Origin of the sequence: Enterobacter sp. BWH64 (genome assembly GCF_001037645.1) — a bacterium.
Taxonomy (GTDB): domain Bacteria; phylum Pseudomonadota; class Gammaproteobacteria; order Enterobacterales; family Enterobacteriaceae; genus Enterobacter; species Enterobacter hormaechei_C.
Genome location: NZ_KQ089922.1, coordinates 2,458,667 through 2,484,038, shown reverse-complemented (window position 1 = coordinate 2,484,038; position 25,372 = coordinate 2,458,667). Strand labels below are relative to the sequence as shown.

29 protein-coding genes, 1 pseudogene and 1 other annotated feature are annotated in these 25,372 nt (G+C 54.8%); of the genes and pseudogenes, 13 read left to right on the top strand and 17 right to left on the bottom strand.

Annotated elements, in window-relative coordinates; genetic code table 11:
• Positions 1-17 precede the first annotated feature (17 nt).
• The 4 genes and pseudogenes from chuS (at position 18) to SK50_RS11925 (ending at position 3,625) form a co-directional block, all read left to right on the top strand.
• Complete coding sequence (gene chuS, locus SK50_RS11940; RefSeq protein WP_023303528.1) at positions 18-1,046, top strand: hematinate-forming heme oxygenase ChuS; 1,029 nt, start codon at positions 18-20, stop codon at positions 1,044-1,046.
• Entirely contained in the window at positions 1,043-1,861 is an 819-nt protein-coding gene (locus SK50_RS11935; protein ID WP_032104821.1) for a heme/hemin ABC transporter substrate-binding protein, read from the top strand. Before chuS ends, SK50_RS11935 begins: the two co-directional genes overlap by 4 nt.
• The gene (locus SK50_RS11930) at positions 1,861-2,853 is read left to right on the top strand and encodes a FecCD family ABC transporter permease (protein WP_017384648.1); all 993 of its coding nucleotides are present in this window, start codon (positions 1,861-1,863) and stop codon (positions 2,851-2,853) included. The genes SK50_RS11935 and SK50_RS11930 overlap by 1 nt, the downstream gene beginning before the upstream one ends.
• A pseudogene (locus tag SK50_RS11925) lies at positions 2,846-3,625 on the top strand (heme ABC transporter ATP-binding protein). The gene SK50_RS11930 and the pseudogene SK50_RS11925 overlap by 8 nt, the downstream one beginning before the upstream one ends.
• Here SK50_RS11925 and selO read toward each other — a convergent pair.
• The 14 genes from selO to thrS all read right to left on the bottom strand — a co-directional run bounded on the left by selO (position 3,622) and on the right by thrS (position 16,263).
• Entirely contained in the window at positions 3,622-5,064 is a 1,443-nt protein-coding gene (gene selO, locus SK50_RS11920; protein WP_032653291.1) for a protein adenylyltransferase SelO, read from the bottom strand. The pseudogene SK50_RS11925 and the gene selO overlap by 4 nt on opposite strands.
• Before the next feature lie 61 nt (positions 5,065-5,125).
• Positions 5,126-5,839: an EAL domain-containing protein gene (locus tag SK50_RS11915; RefSeq protein WP_023303526.1), complete on the bottom strand. Its 714-nt coding sequence runs from the start codon at positions 5,837-5,839 to the stop codon at positions 5,126-5,128.
• A 292-nt stretch (positions 5,840-6,131) separates the two neighbouring features.
• Positions 6,132-6,596 carry a C40 family peptidase gene (locus tag SK50_RS11910; RefSeq protein WP_048229471.1) on the bottom strand — a complete coding sequence of 155 codons (465 nt, stop codon included), beginning with the start codon at positions 6,594-6,596 and terminating at the stop codon, positions 6,132-6,134.
• A gap of 72 nt (positions 6,597-6,668) precedes the next feature.
• Positions 6,669-7,424: a vitamin B12 ABC transporter ATP-binding protein BtuD gene (gene btuD, locus SK50_RS11905; RefSeq protein WP_015570731.1), complete on the bottom strand. Its 756-nt coding sequence runs from the start codon at positions 7,422-7,424 to the stop codon at positions 6,669-6,671.
• Positions 7,424-7,975 carry a glutathione peroxidase gene (locus SK50_RS11900; protein ID WP_015570732.1) on the bottom strand — a complete coding sequence of 184 codons (552 nt, stop codon included), beginning with the start codon at positions 7,973-7,975 and terminating at the stop codon, positions 7,424-7,426. Before SK50_RS11900 ends, btuD begins: the two co-directional genes overlap by 1 nt.
• A 33-nt stretch (positions 7,976-8,008) precedes the next feature.
• Positions 8,009-8,989, bottom strand: a complete 981-nt coding sequence (gene btuC, locus SK50_RS11895) for a vitamin B12 ABC transporter permease BtuC (protein ID WP_045344221.1) — start codon at positions 8,987-8,989, stop codon at positions 8,009-8,011.
• Between the two features lie 103 nt (positions 8,990-9,092).
• Positions 9,093-9,392, bottom strand: a complete 300-nt coding sequence (gene ihfA / locus SK50_RS11890; protein WP_003857805.1) for an integration host factor subunit alpha — start codon at positions 9,390-9,392, stop codon at positions 9,093-9,095.
• A 4-nt stretch (positions 9,393-9,396) separates the two neighbouring features.
• Entirely contained in the window at positions 9,397-11,784 is a 2,388-nt protein-coding gene (gene pheT / locus SK50_RS11885; RefSeq protein WP_032648054.1) for a phenylalanine--tRNA ligase subunit beta, read from the bottom strand.
• 15 nt (positions 11,785-11,799) lie between these two features.
• Positions 11,800-12,783: a phenylalanine--tRNA ligase subunit alpha gene (gene pheS / locus SK50_RS11880; protein WP_048229469.1), complete on the bottom strand. Its 984-nt coding sequence runs from the start codon at positions 12,781-12,783 to the stop codon at positions 11,800-11,802.
• A gap of 62 nt (positions 12,784-12,845) precedes the next feature.
• Positions 12,846-12,970: a sequence feature (Phe leader region), on the bottom strand.
• The gene (pheM, locus tag SK50_RS23880; RefSeq protein ID WP_001386830.1) at positions 12,921-12,965 is read right to left on the bottom strand and encodes a pheST operon leader peptide PheM; all 45 of its coding nucleotides are present in this window, start codon (positions 12,963-12,965) and stop codon (positions 12,921-12,923) included. It overlaps the preceding feature by 45 nt.
• Positions 12,971-13,086: 116 nt before the next feature.
• Positions 13,087-13,443 (bottom strand): 50S ribosomal protein L20, encoded by a 357-nt coding sequence (rplT, locus tag SK50_RS11875; RefSeq protein WP_000124850.1) that lies wholly within the window; start codon positions 13,441-13,443, stop codon positions 13,087-13,089.
• 50 nt (positions 13,444-13,493) lie between these two features.
• The gene (gene rpmI / locus SK50_RS11870) at positions 13,494-13,691 is read right to left on the bottom strand and encodes a 50S ribosomal protein L35 (RefSeq protein ID WP_001124225.1); all 198 of its coding nucleotides are present in this window, start codon (positions 13,689-13,691) and stop codon (positions 13,494-13,496) included.
• Positions 13,692-13,788: 97 nt separating this feature from the next.
• Positions 13,789-14,331, bottom strand: a complete 543-nt coding sequence (gene infC, locus SK50_RS11865; protein ID WP_023616141.1) for a translation initiation factor IF-3 — start codon at positions 14,329-14,331, stop codon at positions 13,789-13,791.
• Between the two features lie 3 nt (positions 14,332-14,334).
• Positions 14,335-16,263, bottom strand: coding sequence for a threonine--tRNA ligase (thrS, locus tag SK50_RS11860; RefSeq protein WP_045344219.1), 1,929 nt, complete (start codon positions 16,261-16,263; stop codon positions 14,335-14,337).
• Between the two features lie 321 nt (positions 16,264-16,584).
• On the opposite strand from thrS, the gene yncL reads away from it, so the two are divergent.
• Both yncL and yniD read left to right on the top strand, forming a co-directional pair.
• The gene (yncL, locus tag SK50_RS23255) at positions 16,585-16,677 is read left to right on the top strand and encodes a stress response membrane protein YncL (protein WP_017384656.1); all 93 of its coding nucleotides are present in this window, start codon (positions 16,585-16,587) and stop codon (positions 16,675-16,677) included.
• A gap of 98 nt (positions 16,678-16,775) precedes the next feature.
• Positions 16,776-16,883 carry a small membrane protein YniD gene (yniD, locus tag SK50_RS23875; RefSeq protein ID WP_003857815.1) on the top strand — a complete coding sequence of 36 codons (108 nt, stop codon included), beginning with the start codon at positions 16,776-16,778 and terminating at the stop codon, positions 16,881-16,883.
• A 149-nt stretch (positions 16,884-17,032) separates the two neighbouring features.
• Here yniD and SK50_RS11855 read toward each other — a convergent pair whose 3' ends face one another.
• The gene (locus SK50_RS11855; RefSeq protein ID WP_015570736.1) at positions 17,033-17,266 is read right to left on the bottom strand and encodes a YdgH/BhsA/McbA family protein; all 234 of its coding nucleotides are present in this window, start codon (positions 17,264-17,266) and stop codon (positions 17,033-17,035) included.
• A 263-nt stretch (positions 17,267-17,529) separates the two neighbouring features.
• Positions 17,530-18,288 carry a DUF481 domain-containing protein gene (locus SK50_RS11850; protein ID WP_026080717.1) on the bottom strand — a complete coding sequence of 253 codons (759 nt, stop codon included), beginning with the start codon at positions 18,286-18,288 and terminating at the stop codon, positions 17,530-17,532.
• Between the two features lie 296 nt (positions 18,289-18,584).
• On the opposite strand from SK50_RS11850, the gene pfkB reads away from it, so the two are divergent.
• From pfkB to SK50_RS11835, 3 genes are all read left to right on the top strand, one after another.
• On the top strand, positions 18,585-19,517 hold the full coding sequence (gene pfkB, locus SK50_RS11845) for a 6-phosphofructokinase II (RefSeq protein WP_032104269.1): 933 nt from the start codon (positions 18,585-18,587) through the stop codon (positions 19,515-19,517).
• Positions 19,518-19,608: 91 nt separating this feature from the next.
• Positions 19,609-19,899 carry a type V toxin-antitoxin system endoribonuclease antitoxin GhoS gene (gene ghoS, locus SK50_RS11840; RefSeq protein WP_048229466.1) on the top strand — a complete coding sequence of 97 codons (291 nt, stop codon included), beginning with the start codon at positions 19,609-19,611 and terminating at the stop codon, positions 19,897-19,899.
• A gap of 105 nt (positions 19,900-20,004) precedes the next feature.
• On the top strand, positions 20,005-20,865 hold the full coding sequence (locus SK50_RS11835; RefSeq protein WP_015570740.1) for a fructosamine kinase family protein: 861 nt from the start codon (positions 20,005-20,007) through the stop codon (positions 20,863-20,865).
• A 36-nt stretch (positions 20,866-20,901) separates the two neighbouring features.
• Here SK50_RS11835 and SK50_RS11830 read toward each other — a convergent pair whose 3' ends face one another.
• The gene (locus tag SK50_RS11830) at positions 20,902-21,438 is read right to left on the bottom strand and encodes a YniB family protein (RefSeq protein WP_015570741.1); all 537 of its coding nucleotides are present in this window, start codon (positions 21,436-21,438) and stop codon (positions 20,902-20,904) included.
• 140 nt (positions 21,439-21,578) lie between these two features.
• On the opposite strand from SK50_RS11830, the gene hxpB reads away from it, so the two are divergent.
• The 4 genes from hxpB (at position 21,579) to tcyP (ending at position 25,345) form a co-directional block, all read left to right on the top strand.
• Entirely contained in the window at positions 21,579-22,250 is a 672-nt protein-coding gene (gene hxpB, locus SK50_RS11825) for a hexitol phosphatase HxpB (RefSeq protein WP_003857825.1), read from the top strand.
• Between the two features lie 128 nt (positions 22,251-22,378).
• A complete protein-coding gene (kduD, locus tag SK50_RS11820; protein ID WP_032104265.1) occupies positions 22,379-23,140 on the top strand; it encodes a 2-dehydro-3-deoxy-D-gluconate 5-dehydrogenase KduD in 762 nt (253 codons plus the stop codon).
• Between the two features lie 95 nt (positions 23,141-23,235).
• Complete coding sequence (locus SK50_RS11815; protein ID WP_015570742.1) at positions 23,236-23,826, top strand: metal-dependent hydrolase; 591 nt, start codon at positions 23,236-23,238, stop codon at positions 23,824-23,826.
• 127 nt (positions 23,827-23,953) lie between these two features.
• Positions 23,954-25,345, top strand: coding sequence for a cystine/sulfocysteine:cation symporter (gene tcyP, locus SK50_RS11810; protein ID WP_023296348.1), 1,392 nt, complete (start codon positions 23,954-23,956; stop codon positions 25,343-25,345).
• The last annotated feature ends 27 nt before the right edge of the window (positions 25,346-25,372 follow it).

The window sequence follows — 25,372 nt, the reverse complement described above, 5'->3', positions numbered from 1 at the left end:
TTCAGAAGGATAAGATTATGGGTCACTACACACGCTGGCTTGAGCTTAAAGAAGAACATCCGGGTAAGTACGCCCGTGATATCGCCGGATTAATGCACATCAGCGAAGCAGAGCTGGCATTTGCGCGCGTTGGACACGACGCCTGGCGGCTGCGCGGTGAAATCCGTGAGATTCTGGCAGCGCTGGAGTCGGTGGGGGAAACCAAATGCATCTGCCGTAACGAATACGCCGTTCACGAACAAGTCGGGGCGTTTACTAACCAGCACCTCGGCGGCCACGCCGGACTGGTGCTGAATCCGCGCGCGCTGGATCTGCGTTTGTTCCTCAACCAGTGGGCGAGCGCGTTTCACATAAGTGAAACGACTTCCCGCGGCGAACGTCAGAGCATTCAGTTCTTCGATCATCAGGGCGACGCTTTACTGAAGGTCTACACCACGGATCACACCGACGTTGCCGCCTGGGGCGACGTGCTGACCCGTTTTATCATTGCCGATAACCCCACTCTGGCACTGAAGGCTGTCGATGCCCCTGCGCATTCCGACGGTGCTGATGCAGGCTCGGTGGAGAAAGAGTGGCGCGCCATGACCGATGTGCATCAGTTCTTTAGCTTACTGAAGCGCCATAACCTGAGCCGCCAGCAGGCGTTTCGTCTGGTGAGTGACGATCTGGCCTGTAAGGTGGATAACAGCGCGCTGGCACAGCTGCTGGAGACGGCGCGACAGGACGGAAACGAAATCATGATCTTCGTCGGCAACCGCGGCTGCGTGCAGATCTTCACCGGTGTGGTGGAAAAACTGACGCCCATGAAGGGCTGGCTGAACATCTTCAACCCAACCTTTACCCTGCATCTGCTGGAGGAGACTATCGCCGAGACGTGGGTAACGCGCAAGCCTACGGCGGACGGACACGTTACCAGCCTGGAGCTGTTTGCTGCGGACGGAACTCAGATCGCCCAGCTCTACGGGCAGCGTACCGAAGGCGAGCCTGAGCAGAACCAGTGGCGCCGCCAGATTGACGCCCTGACGCCAGAAGGGCTGGCCGCATGAAAAACTGGTTCGCCCTGCTCTGCGCCCTGCCGCTGGTCGCCGTCGCCGCGCCGGAGAGAATTGTCGCCCTCGGCGGCGACGTGACGGAGATCGTCTACGCCCTCGGCGCGGAGTCTTCTCTGGTTGCGCGCGACAGTACCAGCCAGTGGCCGCAGGCGACAAACGCGCTGCCTGACGTGGGGTATCTTCGCCAGCTGAATGCGGAGGGGATTTTGTCCGTACGCCCGACGCTGGTGCTGGCAAGCGACCAGGCGCAGCCCTCTCTGGCGCTGAAACAGGTTGAACAGAGCCACGTCCGGGTGGTTACCGTTCCCGGCACGCCTGACCTGCGCGCGATTGACGAAAAAGTACGGGTGATAGCTCAGGCGACGCATCATGAGGCGCAAGGGGAAACCCTGCGCAACTCGCTGCGTCAGGCGCTGGCGGCACTGCCCTCAACACCGCTCAACAAGCGGGTGCTGTTTATCCTCAGCCACGGCGGAATGACCGCAATGGCGGCCGGGCAACAGACCGGCGCGGATGCGGCAATACGCGCCGCCGGGTTGCAGAACGCCATGCAGGGCTTTACCCGCTATCAGCCGCTTTCCCAAGAGGGGGTGATGGCCAGCCAGCCGGATCTGGTGGTGATTTCGCAGGACGGTCTTAACGCGCTGGGCGGCGAAGAAAATCTGTGGAAACTGCCCGGTCTGGCGCAAACGCCAGCGGGACGAAGCAAGCAGATGCTGGCTATTGATGATATGGCCCTGCTGGGCTTCAGCGTCCGCACGCCGAAAGCCATACAACAGCTGCGTGCCAGAGCGGAGCAACTGCCCTGATGTCCCGGCGCATCACGTTATCGTTATGGCTTCTGGCGGGGTTGCTTACCGTCATGACGTTCATGGCCACCGGTTTTGGGGCGTTACGCCTGCCGGTGAACGTGCTGTGGAGCGGCAGCGATGAGACGCTACGCCAGATCTGGCTTACCATCCGTCTGCCCCGCGTACTGCTGGCGCTGGTGATTGGCGGATCGCTGGCGCTCGCCGGCTGCGTCATGCAGGGGCTGTTCCGCAATCCACTGGCCGACCCGGGCCTGCTCGGGATCAGCAGCGGTGCGGCGCTGGCCGTCGCCCTGTGGGTGGTGCTCCCGCTCTCGCTGCCCGCGCTGGTGATGCTTTACGCCCCTATGCTGGCGGCATTTCTTGGGGCGCTGGCAGCCACTGGCGTGATCTTCCTGCTCAGCAAGCAGCGTGACCCCTCTCTGTCACGTCTGTTGCTGGTGGGTATCGCCATCAATGCCCTGTGCGGTGCGGCAGTGGGTGTGCTTTCGTGGGTCAGCAATGACGCCCAGCTGCGTCAGCTTTCACTCTGGGGAATGGGAAGTCTTGGTCAGGCACAGTGGTCAACGCTGCTCGCCGTGACCTCGCTGATGGTGCCTGCCGTTCTGGCGATCTGGCGTTGTGCCAGCGCATTAAATTTACTGCAACTGGGTGAGGAGGAAGCGCATTACCTTGGCGTGGACGTTGCCCTTGTACAGCGAATATTACTGTTATGCAGCGCCCTGCTGGTCGCTGCGGCTGTCGCCGTCAGCGGCGTGATTGGCTTTGTCGGACTCGTGGTGCCGCACCTGATGCGCATGTGGCTGGGCGCCGATCACCGGGCAACCCTCCCCGGCACGGTACTCGCGGGCGCATTACTGCTGCTGGTGGCGGATACGGTCGCGCGCACCCTGGTCGCTCCGGCAGAAATGCCGGTCGGCCTGCTCACCAGTATCCTTGGTGCTCCCTGGTTCTTATGGCTCATTTTTCGTCGTGGAGAACAGCATGGCTGAACGTTATACGGCTGAAAATCTTACTTTTACCCGATCTGGCCGCACGCTGACAGATAACGTTTCGCTGTCACTGTCGCAGGGAGAGCTGGTTACATTGATCGGCCCCAACGGCGCGGGGAAATCCACGCTGCTGCGGCTGCTGACCGGCTACCTGAAACCCGACAGCGGCGGCTGTTCGCTGGCGGGAAAAGCGCTGGATGAATGGCATCCGCAGACGCTGTCCCGCTATCGGGCAGTGATGCGCCAGCAGTCTCAGCCTGGATTTGACTGGCAGGTGGAGGAGATCGTTGGCATGGGGCGTGCGCCCTGGACGCGTCACCCGGAACCGTCGATTGTGCGTGAGGTGTTGCAGCTGACCGGTTGCCTGCCGCTGGCCGGCAGGCGTTATCATGCCCTCTCCGGCGGCGAGCAGCAGCGCGTCCAGCTCGCCCGCGCGCTGGCGCAGCTGTGGCGTGACGGAACGCCGCGCGGCTGGCTGTTTCTCGACGAACCCACTTCAGCGCTGGATCTCTACCACCAGCAGCATCTGCTGCGCCTGTTGAAATCGCTGACCCGTCAGGGCCATCTTCACGCCTGCGTGGTGCTGCACGATCTCAATCTTGCCGCATTATGATCGGACCGGATCCTGCTGTTACACAACGGCAGGATTGTTTCTCAGGGCATACCGGAGACGGTTTTGCAGGCCGACGCGCTGGCACACTGGTACGGTGCGCAGGTGCACGTCGGCAGACATCCGGCGCACGCCGCACCGCAGGTTTTTCTCGCCCCTTAGCTTGAGCAGCTCACTTCCAGCCGCTTGCCCCAGTCCGGCGGGCGGCTGACATAGTCATCCTCCCGGTCGGCAAACGGCGTGCGCAGGGCGATATGCAGCCGATGCAGCTCGGTATAATCCCCCTGCTCTGCCTGCTCAATGGCCCGCTGCGCCAGCCAGTTGCGCAACACCATCGCCGGGTTAACCGCCTTCATCCGCGTCTGGCGGGTATCGTCATCAATCTGTTCCTGCTGTAAACGCGTCCGGTAAACGGCAAACCAGTCATCAAACGCCTGACGATCGATGAACTCGTCGCGCAGCGGTGACGCGGCGCTCTGCTGCGCGGTCTGGCTCAGCATACGGAAGGTTCGGGTATAGTCGCTGCCTTCACGCACCATGATGGCAAACAGCCCATTCAACAGCGCGTTATCGCCTTTTTCCTGCGTCATCAGCCCCAGCTTGTTGCGCATTAACACACCATATTCCCGCAGCAGGATCTCCTGATAGCTGTCCAGCGCATCGTTCAGGGCATCGACGTCGATAAACGGCGACAGGCTTTGCGCAAGCCGCTGAAGGTTCCACAGCCCCACCGCAGGCTGGTTGTCGAAACGGTAACGCCCCTGATAGTCCGAATGGTTACAGATGTAACCCGGCTGATAGTCATCAAGGAAGCCGTACGGACCGTAGTCAAACGTCAGCCCTAACAGGGACATGTTGTCGGTATTCATCACCCCGTGGGCAAAGCCGACGGCCTGCCAGCGGGCAATCATTGCGGCAGTGCGCGCGACAATATCACGGAACCAGAGAACATAGCGGTCCGGCTCGTTTTGCAGGTGCGGCCAGTGACGGCGAAGGGCGTAATCGGCAAGCTGGCGGACCTTATCCGGCTCGCGGCGATAGTAGAAGTGTTCAAAATGACCGAAACGCAGATGGCTTTCCGCCACGCGGATCAGCATCGCCCCCTGCTCCATCGTTTCCCGGGCCACCGGCGTGTCGCTGGTGACAATGGACAGCGCGCGTGAGGTGGGGATCCCCAGGGCATGCATCGCCTCGGAAGCCAGACCTTCACGGATGGTTGAACGCAGCACCGCGCGGCCATCCCCCATGCGTGAGTACGGGGTTAGCCCTGCCCCTTTCAGGTGCCAGTCGAGCGTTTCGCCATTCGGCAGAAGCTGTTCACCGAGCAGGATGCCGCGGCCATCGCCGAGCTGTCCCGCCCAGACGCCAAACTGATGTCCGCTGTAGACCTGAGCCAGCGGCTTCATGCCCGGGAGCAGCGTTTCGCCGCCCCAGACGCCGGCGCCTTTTTCTGGCTGAAAAAGCGTCGAAGGGATGCCAAGCGAATCCGCTAATGCATCGTTATGCCAGATAAGACGCGCGTTCTGTAGAGGCGTTGGCTTAAGCGCGGTGTAAAAGCCGGGTAATTCATCGTGCCAGTGAGCAGTAAAAGACAGGGTCATAAGTCCTCCTGCTTTAAGTGTAGAGGGTTTCCCTGGACGTAAACACGGGCGAAGAAAGGGGTTATTGCTGAACGAGAGTCGTGACCCGCTCTGCCGGGACGGCAGGCCACAGGCTTCCCTGCATTGCACCAAAATTGAAGGGCAGCACGCGTTGTAAGATGCCGTGATCGTCAATTCCCGAGACCATGACCGACTGACAATGCGGCGCGATCTGCCAGAGAATAGCGCGCATAAAAGGCTCAAACGAGAGTGCCGACGCGCGCTGCTGGATAAAGTTTTTATCCAGAATCACCCGTTTGAACAGACCATCATAAACCGGTTTAAGGGAAGATGCCCCTGCACCAAAGTTAGCCAGTACTAAGGGGAAATGGATCGCCATTCTTGCCAGACAGGGATCGTCTTTCCCGTTATTTAAACCTGGATAGTTCTCATTAACAGTAAACTCAAGAAACGGATAACGCTCGAGGATTGAAACAGCGTTCTCATTAGTTAATAAAAACTCAACAATTGCAGGTGTAATATTGATCCATGCAATTAACTGATGCTGAATAAAAAATAGCTTACAGGTATCGAGTAATTGCAGTTTCTCCTGAAACAGCGCTAATTCATCTTCCTGAGAAAGATGTGGGATAACCAGTTCAGTCGGGATCCGTACGTCCGCACCCACGCCAGTAAAGTTAACCAAAATCTCTAAACCTTTAAGCAAACCTGCACTATCACGCGCCGGAAGGAGTAAAAGTTCAGACTGGTAAGCATTATCTAGCGTAATAATCATCGCGCTTGTCCTGCATTAAAGATGAGAGAGAACATCCTGGAGCAATTGCAGGCACAATTCCACTGTCTTGATTTTAATAAGATTAATTTCATTCTTTCCGTATTAATTTTCAGATTTTTCCCTGAATCTAAATTAATTTTATCCTGGTTATTGAATAATAGCCAGTTTTAGATAAAACAGGCACATGCGGACATAAATAATTGGGCAAAAATTTAACTTTAATCAACCCGCAAGAAAAGCCTGACGTCTATTTTCACCGCCAGGCCCTCCGCACTGCATTTTTATGCAGCGGTTAAATACGTCTGGCCTGCCAGAAGTTTTTACGCCAGTAAACATTATCCAGAGAGGAGCGCATCACGCCACGGCTGGTCGAGGCATGAATGAACTGATTATCGGTATCATAGATGCCGACATGAAGGCCGCTTTCACCGGAGCCCGTTTTAAAAAAGACCAGATCGCCGGGCAGGAGCTCGTCTTTATCAATTTCAGTGCCGATTTTCGCCTGCATACGCGTTTCACGCGGAAGCTGGAGGTCAAATTTATCGCGGAAGGTCATCAGCACAAATCCCGAGCAATCCACCCCGCCCCGGCTCATGCCGCCGTAGCGATAAGGTGTGCCGCGCCAGTTGCTGAGCTGATCGTTCAGGCTGGCAATGACCGTAATGGAATCGGAAAGCCGTGGGTTGGGCGGAGGTGCACGATGGCTGCTGCATCCTGCAAGAAAGAGCGCCGCAACAAAGAGAAACCAGAATCGCATTTCAGACGAATCCTCTGCTTTTTTTGTTCTTTCGGTAATTTAGCGTGCATCTATGCAGCTGTGCAAGAAAGGTTATTCCTGCGCCGTGGAAATGAGCATCTTGTGGCCTTCAATATCCAGCCTCCGGAACGACATGTGGTAAGCGCTCGCAAGATTGGCGGCCGTCAGCACGCTGTCGCGCGTTCCGCTGGCAATCAGCTTGCCACGCGCCAGCAACCACACCCGATGCGCGTGGCGCAACGTATGGTTTAAATCATGGCTGCTCATCACAATGGCAATCCCCTTGCGACACAGCGCGCTGAGCAGGGTATCCAGCGCTGCCTGTTGGGCAACGTCCAGCCCACTCATCGGCTCGTCCAGCAGCAGCAACCGCCCGTGAGGATTTCCCGCCGGATGGATCTGAAGGATAACGGCCGCCAGACGCACGCGCTGCCACTCGCCGCCGGAAAGCTGATTTGCCTGCCGGGTAAGCTTGTCGTCTAACCCGAGTGCCGCAGCAACCTCGTTGAGCAATCCCACCTGATTTTTGTCAGGCAGATGCAGCGTCAGGTAGTGCCAGACGGGCATCGCAAAGGGCGGAACCTGCTGCTGAACCAGATAGCTTCGACGGGAGGCAAGTGTAGCGGGTAGCCAGTCGACGAGCGATTGCCCGAGAAAGGTAATCTTTCCTTCCCCGGTGGTCAGCCCCGCCATGCACGCCAGTAGCGTGCTTTTTCCGGCGCCGTTTGGCCCAACCAGGTGAAGGATTTCACCTGCGTTGACTTCGGCGGTAACAGGCTCAAGACGCCCCTTGCCGGCAACGTCCGTGAGCTGCATCAGCAGCGTCATTATTTTGCCAGCGCCAGCTTAATTGATTCCATCACGATAGGATCTTCAGGCGTCATGTCAGGCGAAAAACGCTGCACGACCTGACCGTCACGGCCAATCAGGAATTTTTCGAAGTTCCACAGAATATCATCCGGATAGAGCGGCGCGCGGCCTTTACTTGCCATACGCTCATAGAAACCACTCTCTTCAGGCGCAACGGCGGTCGGCGCCGCGGCCACCAGTTTGGCATACAGCGGATGACGATTTTCCCCGTTCACATCAATTTTGCTGAACATCGGGAACGTCACGCCATAGGTTGTGCTGCAAAAGGTCTTAATCTCCTCTTCGCTGCCCGGCTCCTGGCCCAGGAACTGGTTGCACGGGAAGCCGAGTACGGTAAAGCCGTCTTTTTCCCAGGCTTTATGAATGTTTTCCAGCAGTTCATACTGCGGCGTAAGGCCACATTTCGACGCCACGTTCACGATGAGCAGCACCTTGCCCTTGTAGCCTTCCAGCGTGGTTTTCTCGCCGTCAATGGTCGTCACTTCGGTATTCAGAATATCAGACTGCATAGCATTCCCTCAGGTTGACTTACAGGTTGTGTTTTAACGTCCAGCTTTTAATAGTAGCCAGATAAAGACCGGTGCGCCCAGCGTTGCGGTCACCACGCCTATGGGCAACTCAGCGGCCGTCAGGGCGAGCCGGGCGATGATATCGGCAACCAGCAGCGTTGCCGCCCCGGCAACCGCCGAGGCCGGGAGCAGGGTTCGGTGGTCCGTAATGCCGCACAGGCGCAGCATATGCGGGATCACCAGCCCAATAAAGCCAATCGCCCCCGCCAGCGCCACGCTTACGCCTACCATCCAGCCAATGGCGATAACCAGCACGTTGCGCCAGAATCCAATCGGCATCCCGAGCTGGCGAGCAGACGTTTCGCCCAGCGCGAGAATATTAAGAGGCTGCGCCTGGAACGCCGTCCACAGGATGACCGGGATCAGGAGCACCATCAGCCACCCCTGACGCCAGTCCACACCCCCAAATCCCCCCATCATCCAGTACATTAACTGGCGCAGATCGAAGGAGGTAGAAAAGTAGACGGCCCAGGTCATCAGCGCACTACAGATGATCCCCAACGCTACCCCCGCAAGCAGCAGCCGACTGGTGGATAAGTGGCGGCGGGCAAAGCGCAGAAGGATAAGGGTTATCAACAGCGCGCCAAGGATGGCGCTGAGGCTAATCCCCCAGCCGGAGAGTTCGCCTCCCCCCAGCATCACGGCGGCGATAAGCCCGACGCCTGCGCCATTCGAGACCCCGAGAAGCCCGGGTTCCGCCAGAGGGTTTTCAAATAATGCCTGCATGATCGTGCCGCATAGCGCCAGCGCAGCGCCGACTAAAAGGACAGCCAACGTCCGCGGCAGGCGGATCTGCCAGACAAAGAGCTGTCCTTCAGGCATAAACCAGCTTTCCGGCCCCAGCCACCGATCGCCCGCACACAGGCTGACGGTGGTGGCGACAATCAACAGCACCCCGAGCAGACACAGGCGGCGAAGATCGGAGCGGTGCTGGCGGCGGGCAAGATCAAGCATAGACGATAGGTTATCCGGTTGAGATATCATTGATTTTACGGCGGGTTTAGCAAATAGCGCAAAGAAAAAAGGCCGCGTGAGCGGCCTTTTTAGTTAGTTCATATTACTCTGCTTTGGGCGTTGCGTTTTCGACACGGCTTTTTAACTTCTGTCCGGGTCTGAAGGTCACCACGCGGCGGGCTGTAATGGGAATATCTTCCCCCGTCTTCGGGTTACGGCCCGGACGTTGGTTTTTGTCTCGCAAATCAAAATTGCCAAAACCGGAGAGTTTAACCTGCTCACCATTTTCCAGAGCACGACGGATCTCTTCGAAAAACAGCTCTACCAGCTCTTTGGCATCCCGTTTGCTAAGCCCAAGCTTATCAAACAGATATTCTGACATTTCAGCTTTTGTAAGCGCCATAGGTTCAATCCCTCAATGATGCCTGGAATCGCTCTTTTAATGCCTCTACACATTTGGCGACGGTAGCGGCAATCTCCTCTTCTTCGAGTGTACGGCTGGTATCCTGAAGGATAAGGCTAATAGCGAGGCTCTTGAAACCTTCTGCTACGCCCTTGCCGCGGTACACGTCAAATAAGTTTACGCCAACTACCTGATTTACGCCAACTTTCTTACATTCGGCCAAAATATCTGCTGCGGGCACATTTTCAGCGACCACAACCGCGATATCACGGCGGTTTGCCGGGAAGCGGGAGACGTCCTGCGCCTGAGGAATGACGCGGTCTGCAACCGGGTTCCACTCCAGTTCGAATACGATGGTACGGCCATTCAGATCCAGCTTACGTTCCAGTTCCGGGTGAACAACCCCAATGAAACCAACACGTTTGCCGTCTAAATAGATCGCCGCACTCTGACCCGGATGCAGGGCTGGAATCGCTTCTGCGCGGAATTCAATTTCGGATAATTTACCGGTCAGATCGAGAATCGCTTCCAGATCGCCCTTCATATCGTAGAAATCAACCGTCCCTTTTGCCAGGTCCCAGTGCTCTTCAAAGCGGTTACCGCTGATGGCGCCGGCCAGCATGAGATCCTGACGGATGCCTAAATTCGCCTGAGTATCCGGTACAAAGCGCAAACCGCTTTCGAAAATACGCACGCGGTTTTGCTGACGGTTCTGGTTATAAACGATAGTACCCAGCAGTCCCGTCCACAGGGACAGACGCATCGCTGACATCTCGCTGGAAATCGGGCTTGGCAAAATCAGCGCTTCCTGACCCGGGTGGATCAGCTGTTGCAGCTTAGGATCAACGAAGCTGTAGGTGATCACTTCCTGGTAGCCTTTGTCGTTCAGCATGGTTTTCACACGCTTCAGAGACAGATCGGCCTCGCGATGGCTGCCCATCACCAGACCCGCCTGCACCGGCTCGTCAGGGATGTTGTTGTAGCCGTAAACGCGGGCCACTTCTTCCACCAGATCTTCCTCGATCTCCATGTCAAAACGCCAGGACGGCGCAACGGCTTTCCACTCGTCCTGACCCTCAGTAACTTCGCAGCCCAGACGCGTAAGAATGTCGGTCACCTGCGCATCGGCAACGTGGTGACCAATCAGACGATCCAGTTTGCTGCGGCGCAGGGTAATGGTCGCACGCTTCGGCAGCGTCGCTTCGTTGGTCACATCGATAACCGGACCCGCTTCGCCGCCGCAGATGTCGATCAGCAGGCGAGTCGCACGCTCCATCGCTTTGTATTGCAGCGCAGGATCCACGCCACGCTCGTAGCGGTGAGAAGCATCAGTGTGCAGACCGTGACGGCGTGCGCGGCCGGTGATGGAGAGCGGGCTGAAGAACGCGCATTCCAGCAGGACGTTTTGCGTCTCGTCGTTGACGCCAGAGTGCTCGCCGCCGAAGATCCCGCCCATCGCCAGCGCTTTGTTGTGATCGGCAATCACCAGGGTGTCAGCGTTCAGTTTCGCTTCGCTGCCGTCCAGCAGAACCAGGGTTTCTCCCTCTTTCGCCATGCGCACGACGATCCCACCTTCGATACGATCTTTATCAAAGGCGTGCATTGGCTGGCCCAGCTCCAGCAGAACATAGTTGGTGACGTCGACGACCGCATCGATAGAACGGATACCGCAGCGACGCAGTTTCTCTTTCATCCACAGCGGGGTTGGCGCTTTAACGTTAATACCTTTCACCACACGACCGAGGTAGCGTGGGCAGGCCTCAGGCGCGTCTACCTGTATCGGCAGCACGTCACTGATGGTTGCCTCAACCGGAGCGATCTCCGGCACGTTCAGTTCAGTCTGGTTCAGCACGGCCACGTCGCGGGCCACACCGATGATGCCTAAACAGTCAGCACGGTTTGGCGTTACGCTGATTTCGATGGTGTTGTCATCAAGCGTCAGGTATTCGCGGATATCAGTACCAACTGGCGCATCCTGCGGCAATTCAATAATGCCAGAGTGATCGTCGGAAATACCCAGTTCGGAGAAGGAGCACAGCATGCCTTCAGACGGCTCACCGCGCAGCTTAGCCGCTTTGATTTTGAAATCGCCCGGCAGCACCGCACCGACGGTCGCCACGGCCACTTTCAGGCCCTGACGGCAGTTTGGCGCACCGCAGACGATATCCAGCAGACGGTCACCGCCCACATTGACTTTTGTTACGCGCAGTTTGTCAGCGTTAGGGTGCTGACCGCATTCAACCACTTCGCCCACGACCACGCCGGTGAAGGCGCCAGAAACCGGCTCTACACCGTCAACTTCCAGACCCGCCATGGTGATCTGGTTGGAAAGCGCGTCGCTGTCCAGCGTGGTGTTCACCCATTCGCGTAACCACAGTTCACTGAATTTCATTGTTCTGTCCTGCCCTTATTTAAACTGTTTGAGGAAACGCAGATCGTTTTCGAAGAACGCACGTAAATCGGTTACGCCGTAGCGCAGCATGGTCAGACGCTCCATGCCCATACCGAACGCAAAGCCGGAATACACTTCCGGATCGATACCCACGTTGCGCAGCACGTTTGGATGCACCATGCCGCAGCCCAGCACTTCCAGCCATTTGCCGTTTTTACCCATCACGTCAACTTCCGCAGACGGTTCGGTGAACGGGAAGTAGGACGGACGGAAGCGAACCTGCAAATCTTCCTCAAAGAAGTTGTTCAGGAAATCGTGCAGCGTGCCTTTCAGGTTGGTAAAGCTGATGTTTTTATCAACAATCAGACCTTCCATCTGGTGGAACATTGGGGTGTGGGTCTGATCGTAGTCGTTACGGTATACGCGACCCGGCGCGATGATGCGGATTGGCGGCTCCTGCTCCTTCATGGTACGGATCTGAACGCCGGAAGTCTGAGTACGCAGCAGACGGGTAGCGTCAAACCAGAAAGTGTCGTGGTCAGCACGTGCCGGATGATGGCCAGGAATGTTCAGGGCATCGAAGTTGTGGTAGTCATCTTCAATTTCCGGGCCAGTCGCCACGGTAAAGCCGAGCTCACCGAAGAAACTTTCAATACGATCGATAGTACGAGTCACCGGATGCAGACCGCCGTTTTCAATACGACGACCCGGCAGAGAAACGTCAATCGTTTCTGCCGCCAGACGCGCATTCAGTACTGCGCTTTCCAGCTCGGCTTTACGCTCGTTCAGCGCCTGCTGTACCTGCTCTTTGGCTTCGTTAATCACTGCACCGGCTGCCGGGCGCTCCTCTGCTGGCAGTTCACGCAGGGTAGTCATCTGAAGGGTCAAATGCCCTTTCTTGCCCAGATATTCGACGCGGACATTGTCTAACGCGGCAACATCTGAGGCCTGGTTAATGGCGGCCGTTGCACTGGCAACCAGCTCTGCGAGATGTGACATGGTTTTCCTCATTATGTCGGTGCAGACACCGAATTGTTGGACGTATTCTCTTAACTTCAGGCACAAAAAAAGCCTCCATCGGGAGGCTTATCTGGCGCTGTTTTTCGTTTCATCTTTCACGCGCTAGCCTCCTGAAGTCAGGTGCTAAAGTAAAAGAAGAAGCGGAAAATAGCAGCATTCATGCTTGCGTTACCTTGTAGGGTAAAAACCGTTAGACCTTATTGAAAAGCCTGCACGGATAAATGTCAATCTTCTGATGGTGTTAAATGAAAAGAGGAGGCAAAGCCCCCTCTCTCAACTGGCTTATGCCAGTGCTGCTTTCGCTTTTTCGACCAGAGCGGTGAACGCTACTTTGTCGAATACTGCGATGTCAGCCAGGATCTTACGGTCGATTTCAACAGAGGCTTTTTTCAGGCCGTTGATGAATTTGCTGTAAGAAATACCGTTCTGACGTGCTGCTGCGTTGATACGCGCAATCCACAGTTGACGGAACTGACGCTTACGCTGACGACGGTCACGGTAAGCGTACTGACCTGCTTTGATAACAGCCTGGAAGGCAACGCGGTATACGCGTGAACGCGCACCGTAGTAGCCTTTAGCTTGTTTCAAAATTTTCTTGTGACGTGCACGTGCAATTACACCACGTTTTACGCGAGCCATGTGTGCTCTCCTGTATCTATTCTAAGTTAAAAAAGTTAAACGTTAACGACTTATGCGTACGGCAGGCACGCGATGACCAGGCCCAGATCGCCTTTAGAAACCATGGCTTTTGGACGCAGGTGACGTTTACGCTTGGTAGCTTTCTTAGTCAGAATGTGACGCAGGTTAGCGTGCTTGTGCTTAAAACCACCTTTACCGGTTTTTTTGAAGCGCTTAGCAGCACCGCGTACGGTCTTAATTTTTGGCATTTTAATAACTTCCACTTCGCATTGTTAAATAAACGAAACATAGGCGAACAAAACCTATGGGGCCCGAAGGCTCCACAGATTTTGCTGCTTGAAGGCCTTACTGTTTCTTCTTAGGAGCGAGCACCATGATCATCTGGCGGCCTTCGATCTTCGTAGGGAAGGATTCGACTACTGCCAGTTCACTCAGATCGTCACGGACGCGGTTAAGCACTTCCATACCAATCTGTTGGTGGGCCATCTCACGACCGCGGAAACGCAGCGTGATCTTGGCCTTATCGCCATCTTCCAGAAAGCGAATCAGGCTGCGGAGTTTTACCTGATAATCGCCATCGTCGGTACCAGGACGGAATTTAATTTCCTTAACCTGGATAACTTTTTGCTTCTTCTTCTGTTCCTTAGAAGACTTACTCTTTTCATAAAGGAACTTGCCGTAGTCCATGATACGACAAACTGGCGGTTCGGCGTTAGGGCTGATTTCAACTAAATCTACTCCAGCTTCTTCAGCCTTTTCGATCGCTTCTCTCAGACTCACAATCCCCAGCTGCTCGCCTTCCAGACCTGTTAAGCGAACTTCCTGGGCGCGAATCTCGCCATTGATACGATTCGGACGTGCCGTTTGAACTCGTTTTCCGCCTTTAATACCTTATTCCTCCAGTTGTTGAAGACTGCGGCTGCGAATCTCTTGTTGCAGCTTCTCAATCACTTCACTTACGTCCAGGCTCCCCAGGTCTTTACCACGGCGGGTGCGAACGGCAACTTTGCCTGCTTCCACCTCTTTATCACCACAGACCAACATATACGGGACACGACGTAAAGTGTGCTCGCGGATTTTAAAGCCAATCTTCTCATTTCTCAAGTCTGCTTTTACGCGAATGCCCGCATTTTGTAGTTTCTGCGTCAATTCTTTAACGTAATCCGCCTGAGAATCGGTAATGTTCATCACCACGACCTGCACTGGCGCAAGCCAGGTTGGGAAGAAGCCCGCGAACTCTTCGGTCAGGATGCCGATGAAGCGCTCCAGTGAACCGAGAATCGCACGGTGAATCATAACCGGCACCTGACGCTCGTTGTCTTCGCCAACATAAGAGGCGCTTAAACGCTGCGGCAGGGAGAAGTCCAGCTGTACCGTTCCGCACTGCCATGCGCGATCGAGGCAGTCATACAGGGTAAATTCAATTTTCGGACCGTAGAATGCGCCCTCACCCAGCTGGTATTCGAACGGAATACCGTTCTCTTCCAGCGCTACGGCAAGATCCGCCTCTGCGCGATCCCATGTCTCATCGCTGCCGATACGTTTTTCCGGACGCGTTGAGAGTTTGACCACGATCTTCTCGAAGCCAAAGGTGCTGTACATATCGTAGACCATACGAATACAGGCGTTAACTTCTTCACGGACCTGATCTTCAGTACAGAAGATATGCGCATCATCCTGAGTAAAGCCACGAACACGCATCAGACCGTGCAGCGCACCTGATGGCTCGTTACGGTGGCAGCTACCGAACTCCGCCATACGCAGCGGCAGATCGCGGTAGGATTTCAGACCCTGGTTGAAGATCTGAACGTGGCCCGGGCAGTTCATTGGCTTGATGCAGTATTCACGGTTCTCAGACGAAGTGGTGAACATCGCATCTTTGTAGTTGTCCCAGTGGCCGGTTTTTTCCCACAGCACACGGTCCATCATGAACGGGCCTTTCACTTCCTGATACTGGTACTCTTTCAGCTTGGAGCGCACGAACGTTTCCAGTTCACGGAAGATAGTCCAGCCGTCGTTATGCCAGAACACCATCCCCGGCGCTTCTTCCTGCATATGATACAGGTCAAGCTGCTTACCGATTTTACGGTGGTCACGCTTAGCCGCCTCTTCCAGGCGTTGCAGGTACGCGTTCAGGGCCTTCTTATCGGCCCACGCGGTACCATAAATACGCTGCAACATTTTGTTGTTGCTGTCGCCACGCCAGTAAGCGCCTGCGATTTTCATCAGTTTGAAGTGATGACAGAAGCGCATGTTCGGCACGTGCGGTCCACGGCACATGTCGACGTATTCCTGGTGATGGTACAAGCCAGGCTTGTCATCATGAGCGATGTTTTCATCAAGAATCGAGACTTTGTAGCTCTCGCCGCGCTTCACGAAGGTTTCACGCGCTTCGTGCCAGCTGACTTTCTTCTTAATGACGTCATAGTTGGTTTCGGCGAGCTCGTGCATTCGTTTCTCGAGCGCGTCGACATCTTCCTGAGTCAGGGTGTGGTCAAGGTCAACGTCGTAGTAGAAACCGTTGTCGATAACCGGGCCGATCGCCATTTTGGTGTTTGGCCACAGCTGCTTAATAGCATGGCCTAACAGGTGCGCACAGGAGTGACGAATGATCTCCAGACCTTCTTCGTCTTTCGCGGTGATGATCGCAAGCGTTGCATCGCTTTCAATCAGATCGGACGCGTCTACCAGTTCACCGTTTACGCGACCTGCGATGGTTGCTTTTGCAAGTCCAGGACCGATATCCAGGGCAACATCCATTGGGCTAACAGCATGGTCGAAATGGCGTTGGCTGCCATCAGGAAGAGTAATTACAGGCATTTTATATCCTTATTTGCAGTGATGCCCCACACATAAGAGCATATACAAAGAAAATAATCGTGATTAAACAGTAGATTACGAAACCATCTGACCAACAATCGTCAAATTGGTTCGTCATCATGCACCTGCCGATTCAGATAAATGCGAATTTACGGCAAGCAGGGTAATGGTAACACTATTGAAAGGGCGAATGCACCTTCTGCGACCGTTTGAACCGTTCATCCTTTTGTCTGCGTTCATGAACTTTTGCTGACGGAGGCTCGCAATCCGAAAGTGCTGAGCTATTCTTGACTTGGTCCTTAAACATCGAAGGGGTATCACATGAATGTATCCAGCAAAACCGTTGTGATATTGAATCTACTTTCCGCTGCTTGCCTGGTATTGATTCTGGCTGACAGATTCCATTGGTTTTAAGCCGAACCGGTGTTCCGGCATAACCTGTTGTCCAGGGTTGAGCGCTTTCTGGCGCAGATTTTGGTAGACTAAGGGTATCAACTGACAAGGATTAGGTTATGCCAACAAAAAGATTTGCCGTGAAGCACTGGAAAATGGTCGTGGTGTTAATTGCTATTTGCGGCGCGATGTTGCTGCTGCGCTGGGCCGCAATGATCTGGGGCTAATATTTTGTCAGCGAAAACGTGCCGTGAATTTACTGAATAAATCTTAACTATCTTTACGATAATTTATGGTCCAAAACCGGTACGTCATAATCCGGTTTTCGACAGGCTGTGACAGCGTATATATTCCGTCACACGTGGCAGTTGAAATATCAGGACCACTCACCCGCCACCAGCTTGTGTACATCAAATGCATCATTCATTGACTGGCCGGTAGACTGAGAGCCAGGGGCAATGTTGGAGCCTGCTTCTACATCCGAGGCTTTAGCGATCCCGATTGGGCTGTTAACGTCACTGGCAGGTTGCGTCATATTATCAGCAGCAAATACGCCAAATGAAAGTGCGGAAAGCACCATCGCTGCTGTAGCGGTTTTGATTTTTTTCATAATTTTATTCTCATACTTATTTAATGCGATATGCCTGAGGCGAGTTTTTCGCCTGTGCCGTAAGTGTAGATCTGGATCACATTCTTGCCTAGTCAAATTATTTATCAATTCGTGTCAAATAAACTGAATAAGCCCTGGTCGGCTAATTATGGAGAAATTATGAAGATGAAACCAGACCCATTATTTTAAAACGCCGTTTAATATAAATAAGCACAGTTTCAGAAAATAAAAAACGGGCCGAGAATAATCCCGGCCCGACGATATTACATTTTATAACCTAAAGAAATCGTGGTTCGGCGATCGGTATGTTCCGGTGCAGAATCAGGTGGTGATGAGTTCCAGGTTACGTTGTACGCCACCTTGAGTCCAAAGTGTTCGTTGATGGCCACGTTCAACGCACTTTCTGAGTTCAGCGTTGTATCTTCAGCACCAAACACCGACACACCCTGGGTGAATTTTGCGTTGTCCGTCATCTGCCATGCATAGGTGCCCGATGCATAACCCAGCGGCTGGGTTTCATCTTCGCCGTTGGTGTACTCGTCGTAACGGACACCCGGACCGAATTCAAAACGCAGGCTGTGCACCGGCCCATTGAGGAACTGACGACCATAACCCGCAGTTACGACATCACGCTGGCGATAGCCGTTGTAGCGGTCAGTCAGCCAACTCGCCTGCCCGAACAGGTAGTCATAATCGGTCATGTTGTATCGGCTACGTCCGCCTACCGCGTATTTCTCTGATGAGCGTTGATCGTTAGCAGAGGTGTTGCTGGCATTTCCCCACAGCGACCAGGCCGTGGTGTTACCGTACCAGGTCAGGGTGCTGTCTGCGGTCAGGGAGGAGCTTTTCGTATTACCGGATTGCGCCAGATACCCGGCATTCACGTTACCTTCAAAGGGTTTTTTGGCAGTGGAGGGATCGTCCATGACAGTAAAAACGGTATCATCGGCGGTTGCATTCAGTGACGCAAATACGCCACCCGCCAGCATCAGTGCTGCGGGTACTGTCTTCAAAAGCTTCATTTTATTTAAGGAGTCCGTACAACATAAAAAGAGACCGTCACGGTCTCGGAAACTTTCTTGCGGATCAATGACAAGGCGACCATAGAAAGGTAACAAATTATAAAAAGCCGCAAATAACATAGCAATATTTTCTTCTTTCATTTTTTGAATAAGAACGATCCCAAAACGTGTTTTATTTTATATGCCCGGCGCAGGTTATTTGTCAGCATTCATATTTAAAATCATACTGTTATTTACGTTGCCTTCCTGCCAAACGGTGCCAGGCTTAAAAGAACCCATGATAAAAGGAGGTCATGATGGCTTCGATTTATACGCTGACACTCTCCCCTTCCCTCGACTCCGCGACCATGACGCCGCAAATCTACCCGGAAGGTAAGCTGCGCTGTAGCGCGCCGGTGTTTGAGCCGGGCGGCGGCGGCATCAACGTGGCGCGCGCTATTACCCATCTCGGCGGAAAAGCCACCGCCATCTTCCCCGCTGGCGGCGCCACGGGAGAGCATCTGGTTGCGTTGCTGGCAGATGAACAGGTGGCCGTAGACACCGTCGATGCTAAAGACTGGACCCGGCAGAACCTGCATGTCCATGTTGAATCCAGCGGCGAGCAATATCGTTTTGTGATGCCGGGGGCGAAATTAAGCGATGATGAGTTTCGTCAACTGGAAGAGAAAGTGCTGACCATTGAAAGCGGCTCATTACTGGTGATCAGCGGTAGCCTGCCGCCGGGCGTCAAAACAGAAAAACTGACGGCGCTGGTTCAGGCGGCGCTCCAGCGCGGCATCCGCTGCATTGTCGATAGCTCGGGCGAAGCCCTGAAGGCGGCGTTAGAACCCGGACAACTTGAACTCGTTAAACCTAACCAGAAAGAGCTCAGTGCGCTGGTTAATCGAGAACTCAGCCAGCCTGATGACGTTCGTACTGCCGCAGAAGAGCTGGTACGTACGGGCAAAGCGCATCGCGTTGTGGTCTCTCTCGGTCCTCAGGGTGCGCTGGCCGTCGACAAGACGGGCTTTGTACAGGTTGTGCCACCGCCGATGAAAAGCCAGAGCACCGTGGGTGCCGGTGACAGTATGGTTGGCGCGATGGTGCTGAAGCTGGCGCAGGGCGCTTCGCTTCTGGAGATGGCACGCTATGGCGTCGCGGCAGGGAGTGCAGCCACCATAAACCAGGGAACGCGTCTGTGTTCGCTTGCGGATACCCAGAAAATTGTCGATTACCTGGAGAGAAGCTGAACCTGCTTCCCCTTCCCATGGAGGGGGAAGTCGCTAAACAGGGCATATCGACTATGCTAAGAAAACTTTCAGGATAACAACGAGGTGAATTATGAGCAGTGGTGATATCACCTGCTACGTCGTAACCGTGAATATTCATGAGGCGTCGCTGACCGAACTGAATGAACTCAACAACGCGTTCACGCGCGCCAATTTTCTGCTCACGCTGACGGACGATGAGGGCAATATCCACGATCTCGGCTCACTGGCATTTGGCCTGATAAGCCCGCTGAGTCAGGAAGAGGTGAAGGCGCTGGCCAGTAGCCTGGTGGAAAGCGTGACTGACAAAGCCACGGAAATTGATGTGGATAGCTGGGAAAACTGGCATAAAAAAGAACAATAAGTGCCCTGTACAAAATTAAACCGCTCAGTTGTGCGTTAGTTCCTGTTTTTTTATAGCCGTTTTGCGCTAACTTTATGATCTGGCAGACAACATGGGAGAGACATCATGTGGCAGGCTATCAGTCATCTTTTAAGTGAGCAGCTGGGTGAAGGTGAAATTGAACTGCGTAACGAACTGCCAGGCGGAGAGATCCATGCCGCATGGCATTTACGTTACGCCGGGCGCGATCTTTTCGTTAAATGTGATGAGCGTGAATTGCTCCCCATTTTTACTGCCGAAGCCGATCAGCTTGAGCTGTTATCGCGCAGTAAAACAGTCACCGTTCCGCAGGTTTTAGCCGTCGGCAGCGATCGTGACTATAGCTTTCTGGTGATGAACTATCTCCCCGCGCGCCCTCTGGATGCGCACAACGCCTTTATTCTCGGGCAACAGATCGCCCGTTTGCACCAGTGGAGCGATCAACCTCAGTTCGGGCTCGATTTTGATAACGATCTCTCCACTACCCCACAGCCAAACGCATGGCAGCGCCGCTGGTCGACCTTTTTCGCCGAGCAGCGCATCGGCTGGCAGCTGGAGCTGGCCGCTGAAAAGGGATTAGCGTTCGGCAACATCGACGCGATTGTTGAACACATTCAGCAGCGTCTGGCTTCGCATCAGCCTCAGGCTTCCCTTCTGCACGGAGATTTATGGTCAAACAACTGTGCACTTGGGCCTGATGGTCCCTATATATTTGACCCGGCCTGCTATTGGGGCGACAGAGAATGTGACCTCGCAATGCTGCCGTTGCACCCTGAACAGCCGCCGCAAATTTATGATGGCTATCAGTCTGTCTCGCCGTTACCTGCGGGTTTCCTTGATCGTCAGCCGGTTTATCAGCTGTACACCTTGATAAACCGGGCTATTTTGTTTGGCGGGAGTCATCTGGTGAATGCCCAGCGGGCGCTGGACCGCATTCTGGCGGCATAGCGGGAGGGGGCGGCTTCACGCCCCTTCCCTTAGGATTTACAGGAAGCCAAGCAGCGTAAAGAAGAAATACCCGGCCACAATGATAATGACCGGCAGGATGTAGAGCGGGAAAAACTGCACAAAAATGGTATGACGCGGAACGACAATGCGCGATTCGATCTGCTCGCGGCTCATCCCGTCAGGGCCTTTCGCCTTCTCAAGGATCAGCTGGTCTTCCACCCCTTCGCGCAAAAAGCGGGTCTGGCGACTCATGCGCGCGCCGGAGGCCTGCAACGCCATCGCGATAAATATCAACGCATAGATTATCCAGAAACCGACATTCAGCTGGTGGTGAAAATCCGGCGTGGGCGAGTTGAACCAGAAGACGTTCAGGAACGGGGTGTTAAACCGCATCATCTCAATCATGACGTGCGCAAAATCAAGCATGACGGCATTGATGCCCGGCTGTTTTTCGCTGTGATCGTACATAAATTTGAGTACGGAGATCAGCGTTGAAATCAGGGCGGGAATGAAAATAACCCAACCAGCAATACGTTTTAAGACCGCGATGCGTCCAGCTTGTTGATACGTCATTAGTTCCTCTTCATAAAGACGCGTTATTTGTGCCTAAGTCTACCTGCTGTCGGTCATTTTCGCCCGCTCTTTGAATGCAATATGCTAAATTGCTTATGCTTAGCACCGTTTGTCTTACCCCAAGATAAGGAGATGTTGTAATGTCGACCCCGCGCCAGATACTTGCCGCTATTTTTGACATGGATGGATTGCTGATTGATTCCGAACCCCTGTGGGATCGGGCTGAACTGGACGTGATGGCCAGCCTCGGCGTCGATATCAGTCGTCGTAACGAGCTTCCCGATACCCTGGGGCTGCGCATCGATATGGTGGTTGACCTCTGGTATGCCCACCAGCCATGGGTTGGCCCGGATCGCGACGAAGTAACGGCGCGCATTATCAACCGCGCCATCTCCCTCGTAGAAGAGTATAAGCCGCTGTTGCCGGGCGTCCGCGACGCTATCGCCCTGTGCAAGGCGCAAGGGCTGAAAGTGGGGCTGGCCTCCGCCTCACCGCTGCATATGCTGGAAAAAGTGCTGACGATGTTCGGGCTGCGCGACAGCTTCGACGCGCTGGCCTCGGCCGAAAAGCTTCCTTACAGCAAGCCACATCCGCAGGTATATATGGACTGCGCCGCGAAACTGGGGCTGGATCCGCTTACCTGTGTGGCGCTGGAAGATTCGGTTAACGGCATGGTGGCGTCCAAAGCCGCACGTATGCGCTCCATCGTTGTGCCGGCTGAAGAAGGCCGACACGATCCCCGTTTTGCCCTCGCAGACGTCAGGCTGACGTCTCTTGAAGAATTGACTGCCCGCCATCTGCGCGGGGAGTAACGCTCTTTCAGGCAGCTTCGGCTGCCTGTCTCGCTAAATCAAAACAACGTTTTACTTTATTTGCTTTTCTCATTCCAGACTCCTATTCTTACGTGCAGAATGACAATAACCTGACTTCTGAGGCGCGTATGATACTGGATGCTTTTACTCTGGCAGGAAAAGTGGCGATGGTGACCGGGTGCGATACCGGTCTGGGGCAAGGTATGGCCATTGCCCTCGCCGAGGCAGGATGTGATATCGTGGGGGTTAACCGCAAGGTTCCTGACGAAACGGCAGCGCGCGTTACGGCGCTGGGACGTCGCTTTATCGCGATTCGCGCCGATCTTGGCAAGCAGGAGAGTATTCAGAGCGTGGTGGATGCCGCAGTCGCTGAGATGGGCCGCATCGATATTCTGGTTAACAATGCCGGCACCATCCGCCGTGCTGATGCGCTGGAATTTAGCGAGAAGGACTGGGACGAGGTCATCGATCTCAATCTGAAATCGGTCTTTTTCCTCTCTCAGGCAGTGGCGAAACAGTTTATCGCGCAGGGTCAGGGCGGCAAGATTATTAACATTGCTTCCATGCTCTCCTTCCAGGGCGGCATCCGGGTGCCCTCCTATACGGCGTCCAAAAGCGGCGTGCTGGGCCTCACCCGCCTGCTGGCGAACGAATGGGCAACGCTGGGCATTAATGTGAATGCTATAGCGCCGGGTTACATGGCGACCAATAACACCCGGCAGCTTCGCGATGATGAGCAGCGCAGCCAGGCGATCCTCGACCGTATTCCGGCGGGTCGCTGGGGTCTGCCGGAGGATTTACAGGGTCCGGTGGTGTTCCTGGCCTCATCGGCCTCTGATTACGTTAACGGCCATACCCTCGCCGTAGACGGTGGCTGGCTGGCGCGCTAACCGCGCGTTTGTGACAAAGAGTTACACCGTCACCTCTTTCACACACTGTATAAAAACCCTATACTGTATGAATCGACAGTTTACCGGGTTTTATCATGACGGCGGAAGGCCACCTGCTTTTTTCACTTGCCTGTGCAGTGTTTGCCAAAAACGCTGAACTGACCCCTGTGCTGGCACAGGGGGACTGGTGGCATATTGTCCCTTCCGCCGTGCTGACCTGCCTCCTGCCGGACATAGATCATCCAAAGTCATTCCTTGGCCAGCGGCTGAAGTGGATTTCAAAACCCATCGCCAGAGCCTTTGGCCATCGCGGGTTTACCCACAGCCTGCTGGCCGTATTCGGCCTGCTTACACTCTTCTATTTGAAGGTTCCGGAGAGCTGGATCGTCCCGGCGGATGCCATTCAGGGCATGGTGCTCGGCTACTTAAGCCATATCCTCGCCGATATGCTGACGCCAGCGGGCGTACCGCTGCTCTGGCCCTGCCGCTGGCGTTTCCGTCTGCCAATCCTCGTGCCGCAAAAAGGCAACCAGCTGGAGCGCGTTCTGTGTATGGCGCTGTTTGCGTATGCCGTGTGGATGCCGCAGACATTGCCCGAAAATGGTGCAGTGCGCTGGTCATCGCAAATGATCAACTCGCTACAATTTCAGTTCAATCGTTTTATTAATCACCAGATTGAACATTAAACCGGCAATATAATCACTTTTGTCATAAACCATTCCATATGGATATAAGCGCGACATCACACTTCTGATAACCTTGCGCCAACAGGTTCGGTAAAAACCGACCGTATAATAAATCAGGAGAACGGGGATGAATTTTCCACTCATCGCGAACATTGTTGTGTTCGTCGTATTGCTATTGCTTCTCGCCCAGGCTCGCCACAAACAGTGGAGCCTGGCGAAAAAGGTACTGGTCGGTCTGGTCATGGGCGTGGTGTTTGGCCTGGCCTTACACGCCATTTACGGCTCCGATAGCCCGGTACTGAAAGATTCTATTCAGTGGTTCAACATTGTCGGTAACGGCTATGTACAGCTGCTGCAAATGATCGTTATGCCGCTGGTATTCGCCTCTATTCTGAGCGCCGTAGCCCGCCTGCATAACGCCTCTCAACTGGGTAAAATCAGTTTCCTGACCATTGGTACCCTGCTCTTCACCACGCTGATTGCGGCGCTGGTGGGTGTGCTGGTAACCAATCTGTTTGGCCTGACTGCTGAAGGTCTGGTGCAGGGTAGCGCTGAAACCGCGCGTCTGACGGCGATTGAGACCAACTACGTGGGTAAAGTGGCCGATCTGACCGTTCCGCAGATGGTGCTCTCCTTCATTCCGAAGAACCCGTTCGCTGACCTGACCGGTGCAAGCCCAACCTCCATTATCAGCGTGGTGATCTTCGCGGCATTCCTGGGCGTGGCTGCGCTCAAGCTGCTGAAGGACGATGTGCCGAAAGGCGAGCGCGTTCTGACGGCCATCGATACCTTGCAAAGCTGGGTGATGAAGCTGGTGCGTCTGGTCATGCAGCTGACGCCGTACGGTGTCCTGGCGCTGATGACCAAAGTCGTGGCAGGCTCTAACCTGCAAGACATCATCAAGCTTGGCAGCTTTGTGATCGCCTCTTATCTGGGGCTGGGCATTATGTTTGTGGTGCACGGTATCCTGCTGGGCGTGAACGGCGTTAGCCCGCTGAAATATTTCCGCAAAGTCTGGCCGGTGCTGACCTTCGCCTTCACCAGCCGTTCCAGCGCGGCATCTATCCCGCTGAACGTGGAAGCACAGACCCGTCGTCTGGGCGTACCGGAGTCTATCGCCAGCTTCTCGGCCTCCTTTGGCGCCACCATCGGGCAGAACGGCTGTGCGGGTCTCTACCCGGCGATGCTGGCCGTGATGGTTGCCCCAACCGTGGGGATTAACCCGCTGGATCCGGTCTGGATTGCGACGCTGGTGGGTATCGTGACCATTAGCTCCGCCGGTGTTGCGGGCGTGGGCGGCGGCGCGACCTTCGCTGCGCTGATCGTTCTGCCTGCGCTGGGACTGCCGGTGACGCTGGTTGCCCTGCTGATCTCTGTTGAACCGCTGATCGATATGGGGCGTACCGCCCTGAACGTGAGTGGCTCAATGACCGCCGGTACCCTGACCAGCCAGTGGCTGAAGCAGACCGACAAAACGATTCTCGACAGTGAAGAAGATGCGGAACTGGCCCATCGTTAATCACGGCTGAAATAAAAAAACCGCCTG

What these genes read in the sequence shown, in the direction of transcription:
- chuS (WP_023303528.1), top strand. Translation starts at nt 18, where the DNA reads ATGGGTCACTACACACGCTGGCTTGAGCTTAAAGAAGAACATCCGGGT.
- SK50_RS11935 (WP_032104821.1), top strand. Translation starts at nt 1,043, where the DNA reads ATGAAAAACTGGTTCGCCCTGCTCTGCGCCCTGCCGCTGGTCGCCGTC.
- SK50_RS11930 (WP_017384648.1), top strand. Translation starts at nt 1,861, where the DNA reads ATGTCCCGGCGCATCACGTTATCGTTATGGCTTCTGGCGGGGTTGCTT.
- selO (WP_032653291.1), bottom strand. Translation starts at nt 5,064, where the DNA reads ATGACCCTGTCTTTTACTGCTCACTGGCACGATGAATTACCCGGCTTT.
- SK50_RS11915 (WP_023303526.1), bottom strand. Translation starts at nt 5,839, where the DNA reads ATGATTATTACGCTAGATAATGCTTACCAGTCTGAACTTTTACTCCTT.
- SK50_RS11910 (WP_048229471.1), bottom strand. Translation starts at nt 6,596, where the DNA reads ATGCGATTCTGGTTTCTCTTTGTTGCGGCGCTCTTTCTTGCAGGATGC.
- btuD (WP_015570731.1), bottom strand. Translation starts at nt 7,424, where the DNA reads ATGACGCTGCTGATGCAGCTCACGGACGTTGCCGGCAAGGGGCGTCTT.
- SK50_RS11900 (WP_015570732.1), bottom strand. Translation starts at nt 7,975, where the DNA reads ATGCAGTCTGATATTCTGAATACCGAAGTGACGACCATTGACGGCGAG.
- btuC (WP_045344221.1), bottom strand. Translation starts at nt 8,989, where the DNA reads ATGCTTGATCTTGCCCGCCGCCAGCACCGCTCCGATCTTCGCCGCCTG.
- ihfA (WP_003857805.1), bottom strand. Translation starts at nt 9,392, where the DNA reads ATGGCGCTTACAAAAGCTGAAATGTCAGAATATCTGTTTGATAAGCTT.
- pheT (WP_032648054.1), bottom strand. Translation starts at nt 11,784, where the DNA reads ATGAAATTCAGTGAACTGTGGTTACGCGAATGGGTGAACACCACGCTG.
- pheS (WP_048229469.1), bottom strand. Translation starts at nt 12,783, where the DNA reads ATGTCACATCTCGCAGAGCTGGTTGCCAGTGCAACGGCCGCCATTAAC.
- rplT (WP_000124850.1), bottom strand. Translation starts at nt 13,443, where the DNA reads ATGGCTCGCGTAAAACGTGGTGTAATTGCACGTGCACGTCACAAGAAA.
- rpmI (WP_001124225.1), bottom strand. Translation starts at nt 13,691, where the DNA reads ATGCCAAAAATTAAGACCGTACGCGGTGCTGCTAAGCGCTTCAAAAAA.
- thrS (WP_045344219.1), bottom strand. Translation starts at nt 16,263, where the DNA reads ATGCCTGTAATTACTCTTCCTGATGGCAGCCAACGCCATTTCGACCAT.
- yncL (WP_017384656.1), top strand. Translation starts at nt 16,585, where the DNA reads ATGAATGTATCCAGCAAAACCGTTGTGATATTGAATCTACTTTCCGCT.
- yniD (WP_003857815.1), top strand. Translation starts at nt 16,776, where the DNA reads ATGCCAACAAAAAGATTTGCCGTGAAGCACTGGAAAATGGTCGTGGTG.
- SK50_RS11855 (WP_015570736.1), bottom strand. Translation starts at nt 17,266, where the DNA reads ATGAAAAAAATCAAAACCGCTACAGCAGCGATGGTGCTTTCCGCACTT.
- SK50_RS11850 (WP_026080717.1), bottom strand. Translation starts at nt 18,288, where the DNA reads ATGAAGCTTTTGAAGACAGTACCCGCAGCACTGATGCTGGCGGGTGGC.
- pfkB (WP_032104269.1), top strand. Translation starts at nt 18,585, where the DNA reads ATGGCTTCGATTTATACGCTGACACTCTCCCCTTCCCTCGACTCCGCG.
- ghoS (WP_048229466.1), top strand. Translation starts at nt 19,609, where the DNA reads ATGAGCAGTGGTGATATCACCTGCTACGTCGTAACCGTGAATATTCAT.
- SK50_RS11835 (WP_015570740.1), top strand. Translation starts at nt 20,005, where the DNA reads ATGTGGCAGGCTATCAGTCATCTTTTAAGTGAGCAGCTGGGTGAAGGT.
- SK50_RS11830 (WP_015570741.1), bottom strand. Translation starts at nt 21,438, where the DNA reads ATGACGTATCAACAAGCTGGACGCATCGCGGTCTTAAAACGTATTGCT.
- hxpB (WP_003857825.1), top strand. Translation starts at nt 21,579, where the DNA reads ATGTCGACCCCGCGCCAGATACTTGCCGCTATTTTTGACATGGATGGA.
- kduD (WP_032104265.1), top strand. Translation starts at nt 22,379, where the DNA reads ATGATACTGGATGCTTTTACTCTGGCAGGAAAAGTGGCGATGGTGACC.
- SK50_RS11815 (WP_015570742.1), top strand. Translation starts at nt 23,236, where the DNA reads ATGACGGCGGAAGGCCACCTGCTTTTTTCACTTGCCTGTGCAGTGTTT.
- tcyP (WP_023296348.1), top strand. Translation starts at nt 23,954, where the DNA reads ATGAATTTTCCACTCATCGCGAACATTGTTGTGTTCGTCGTATTGCTA.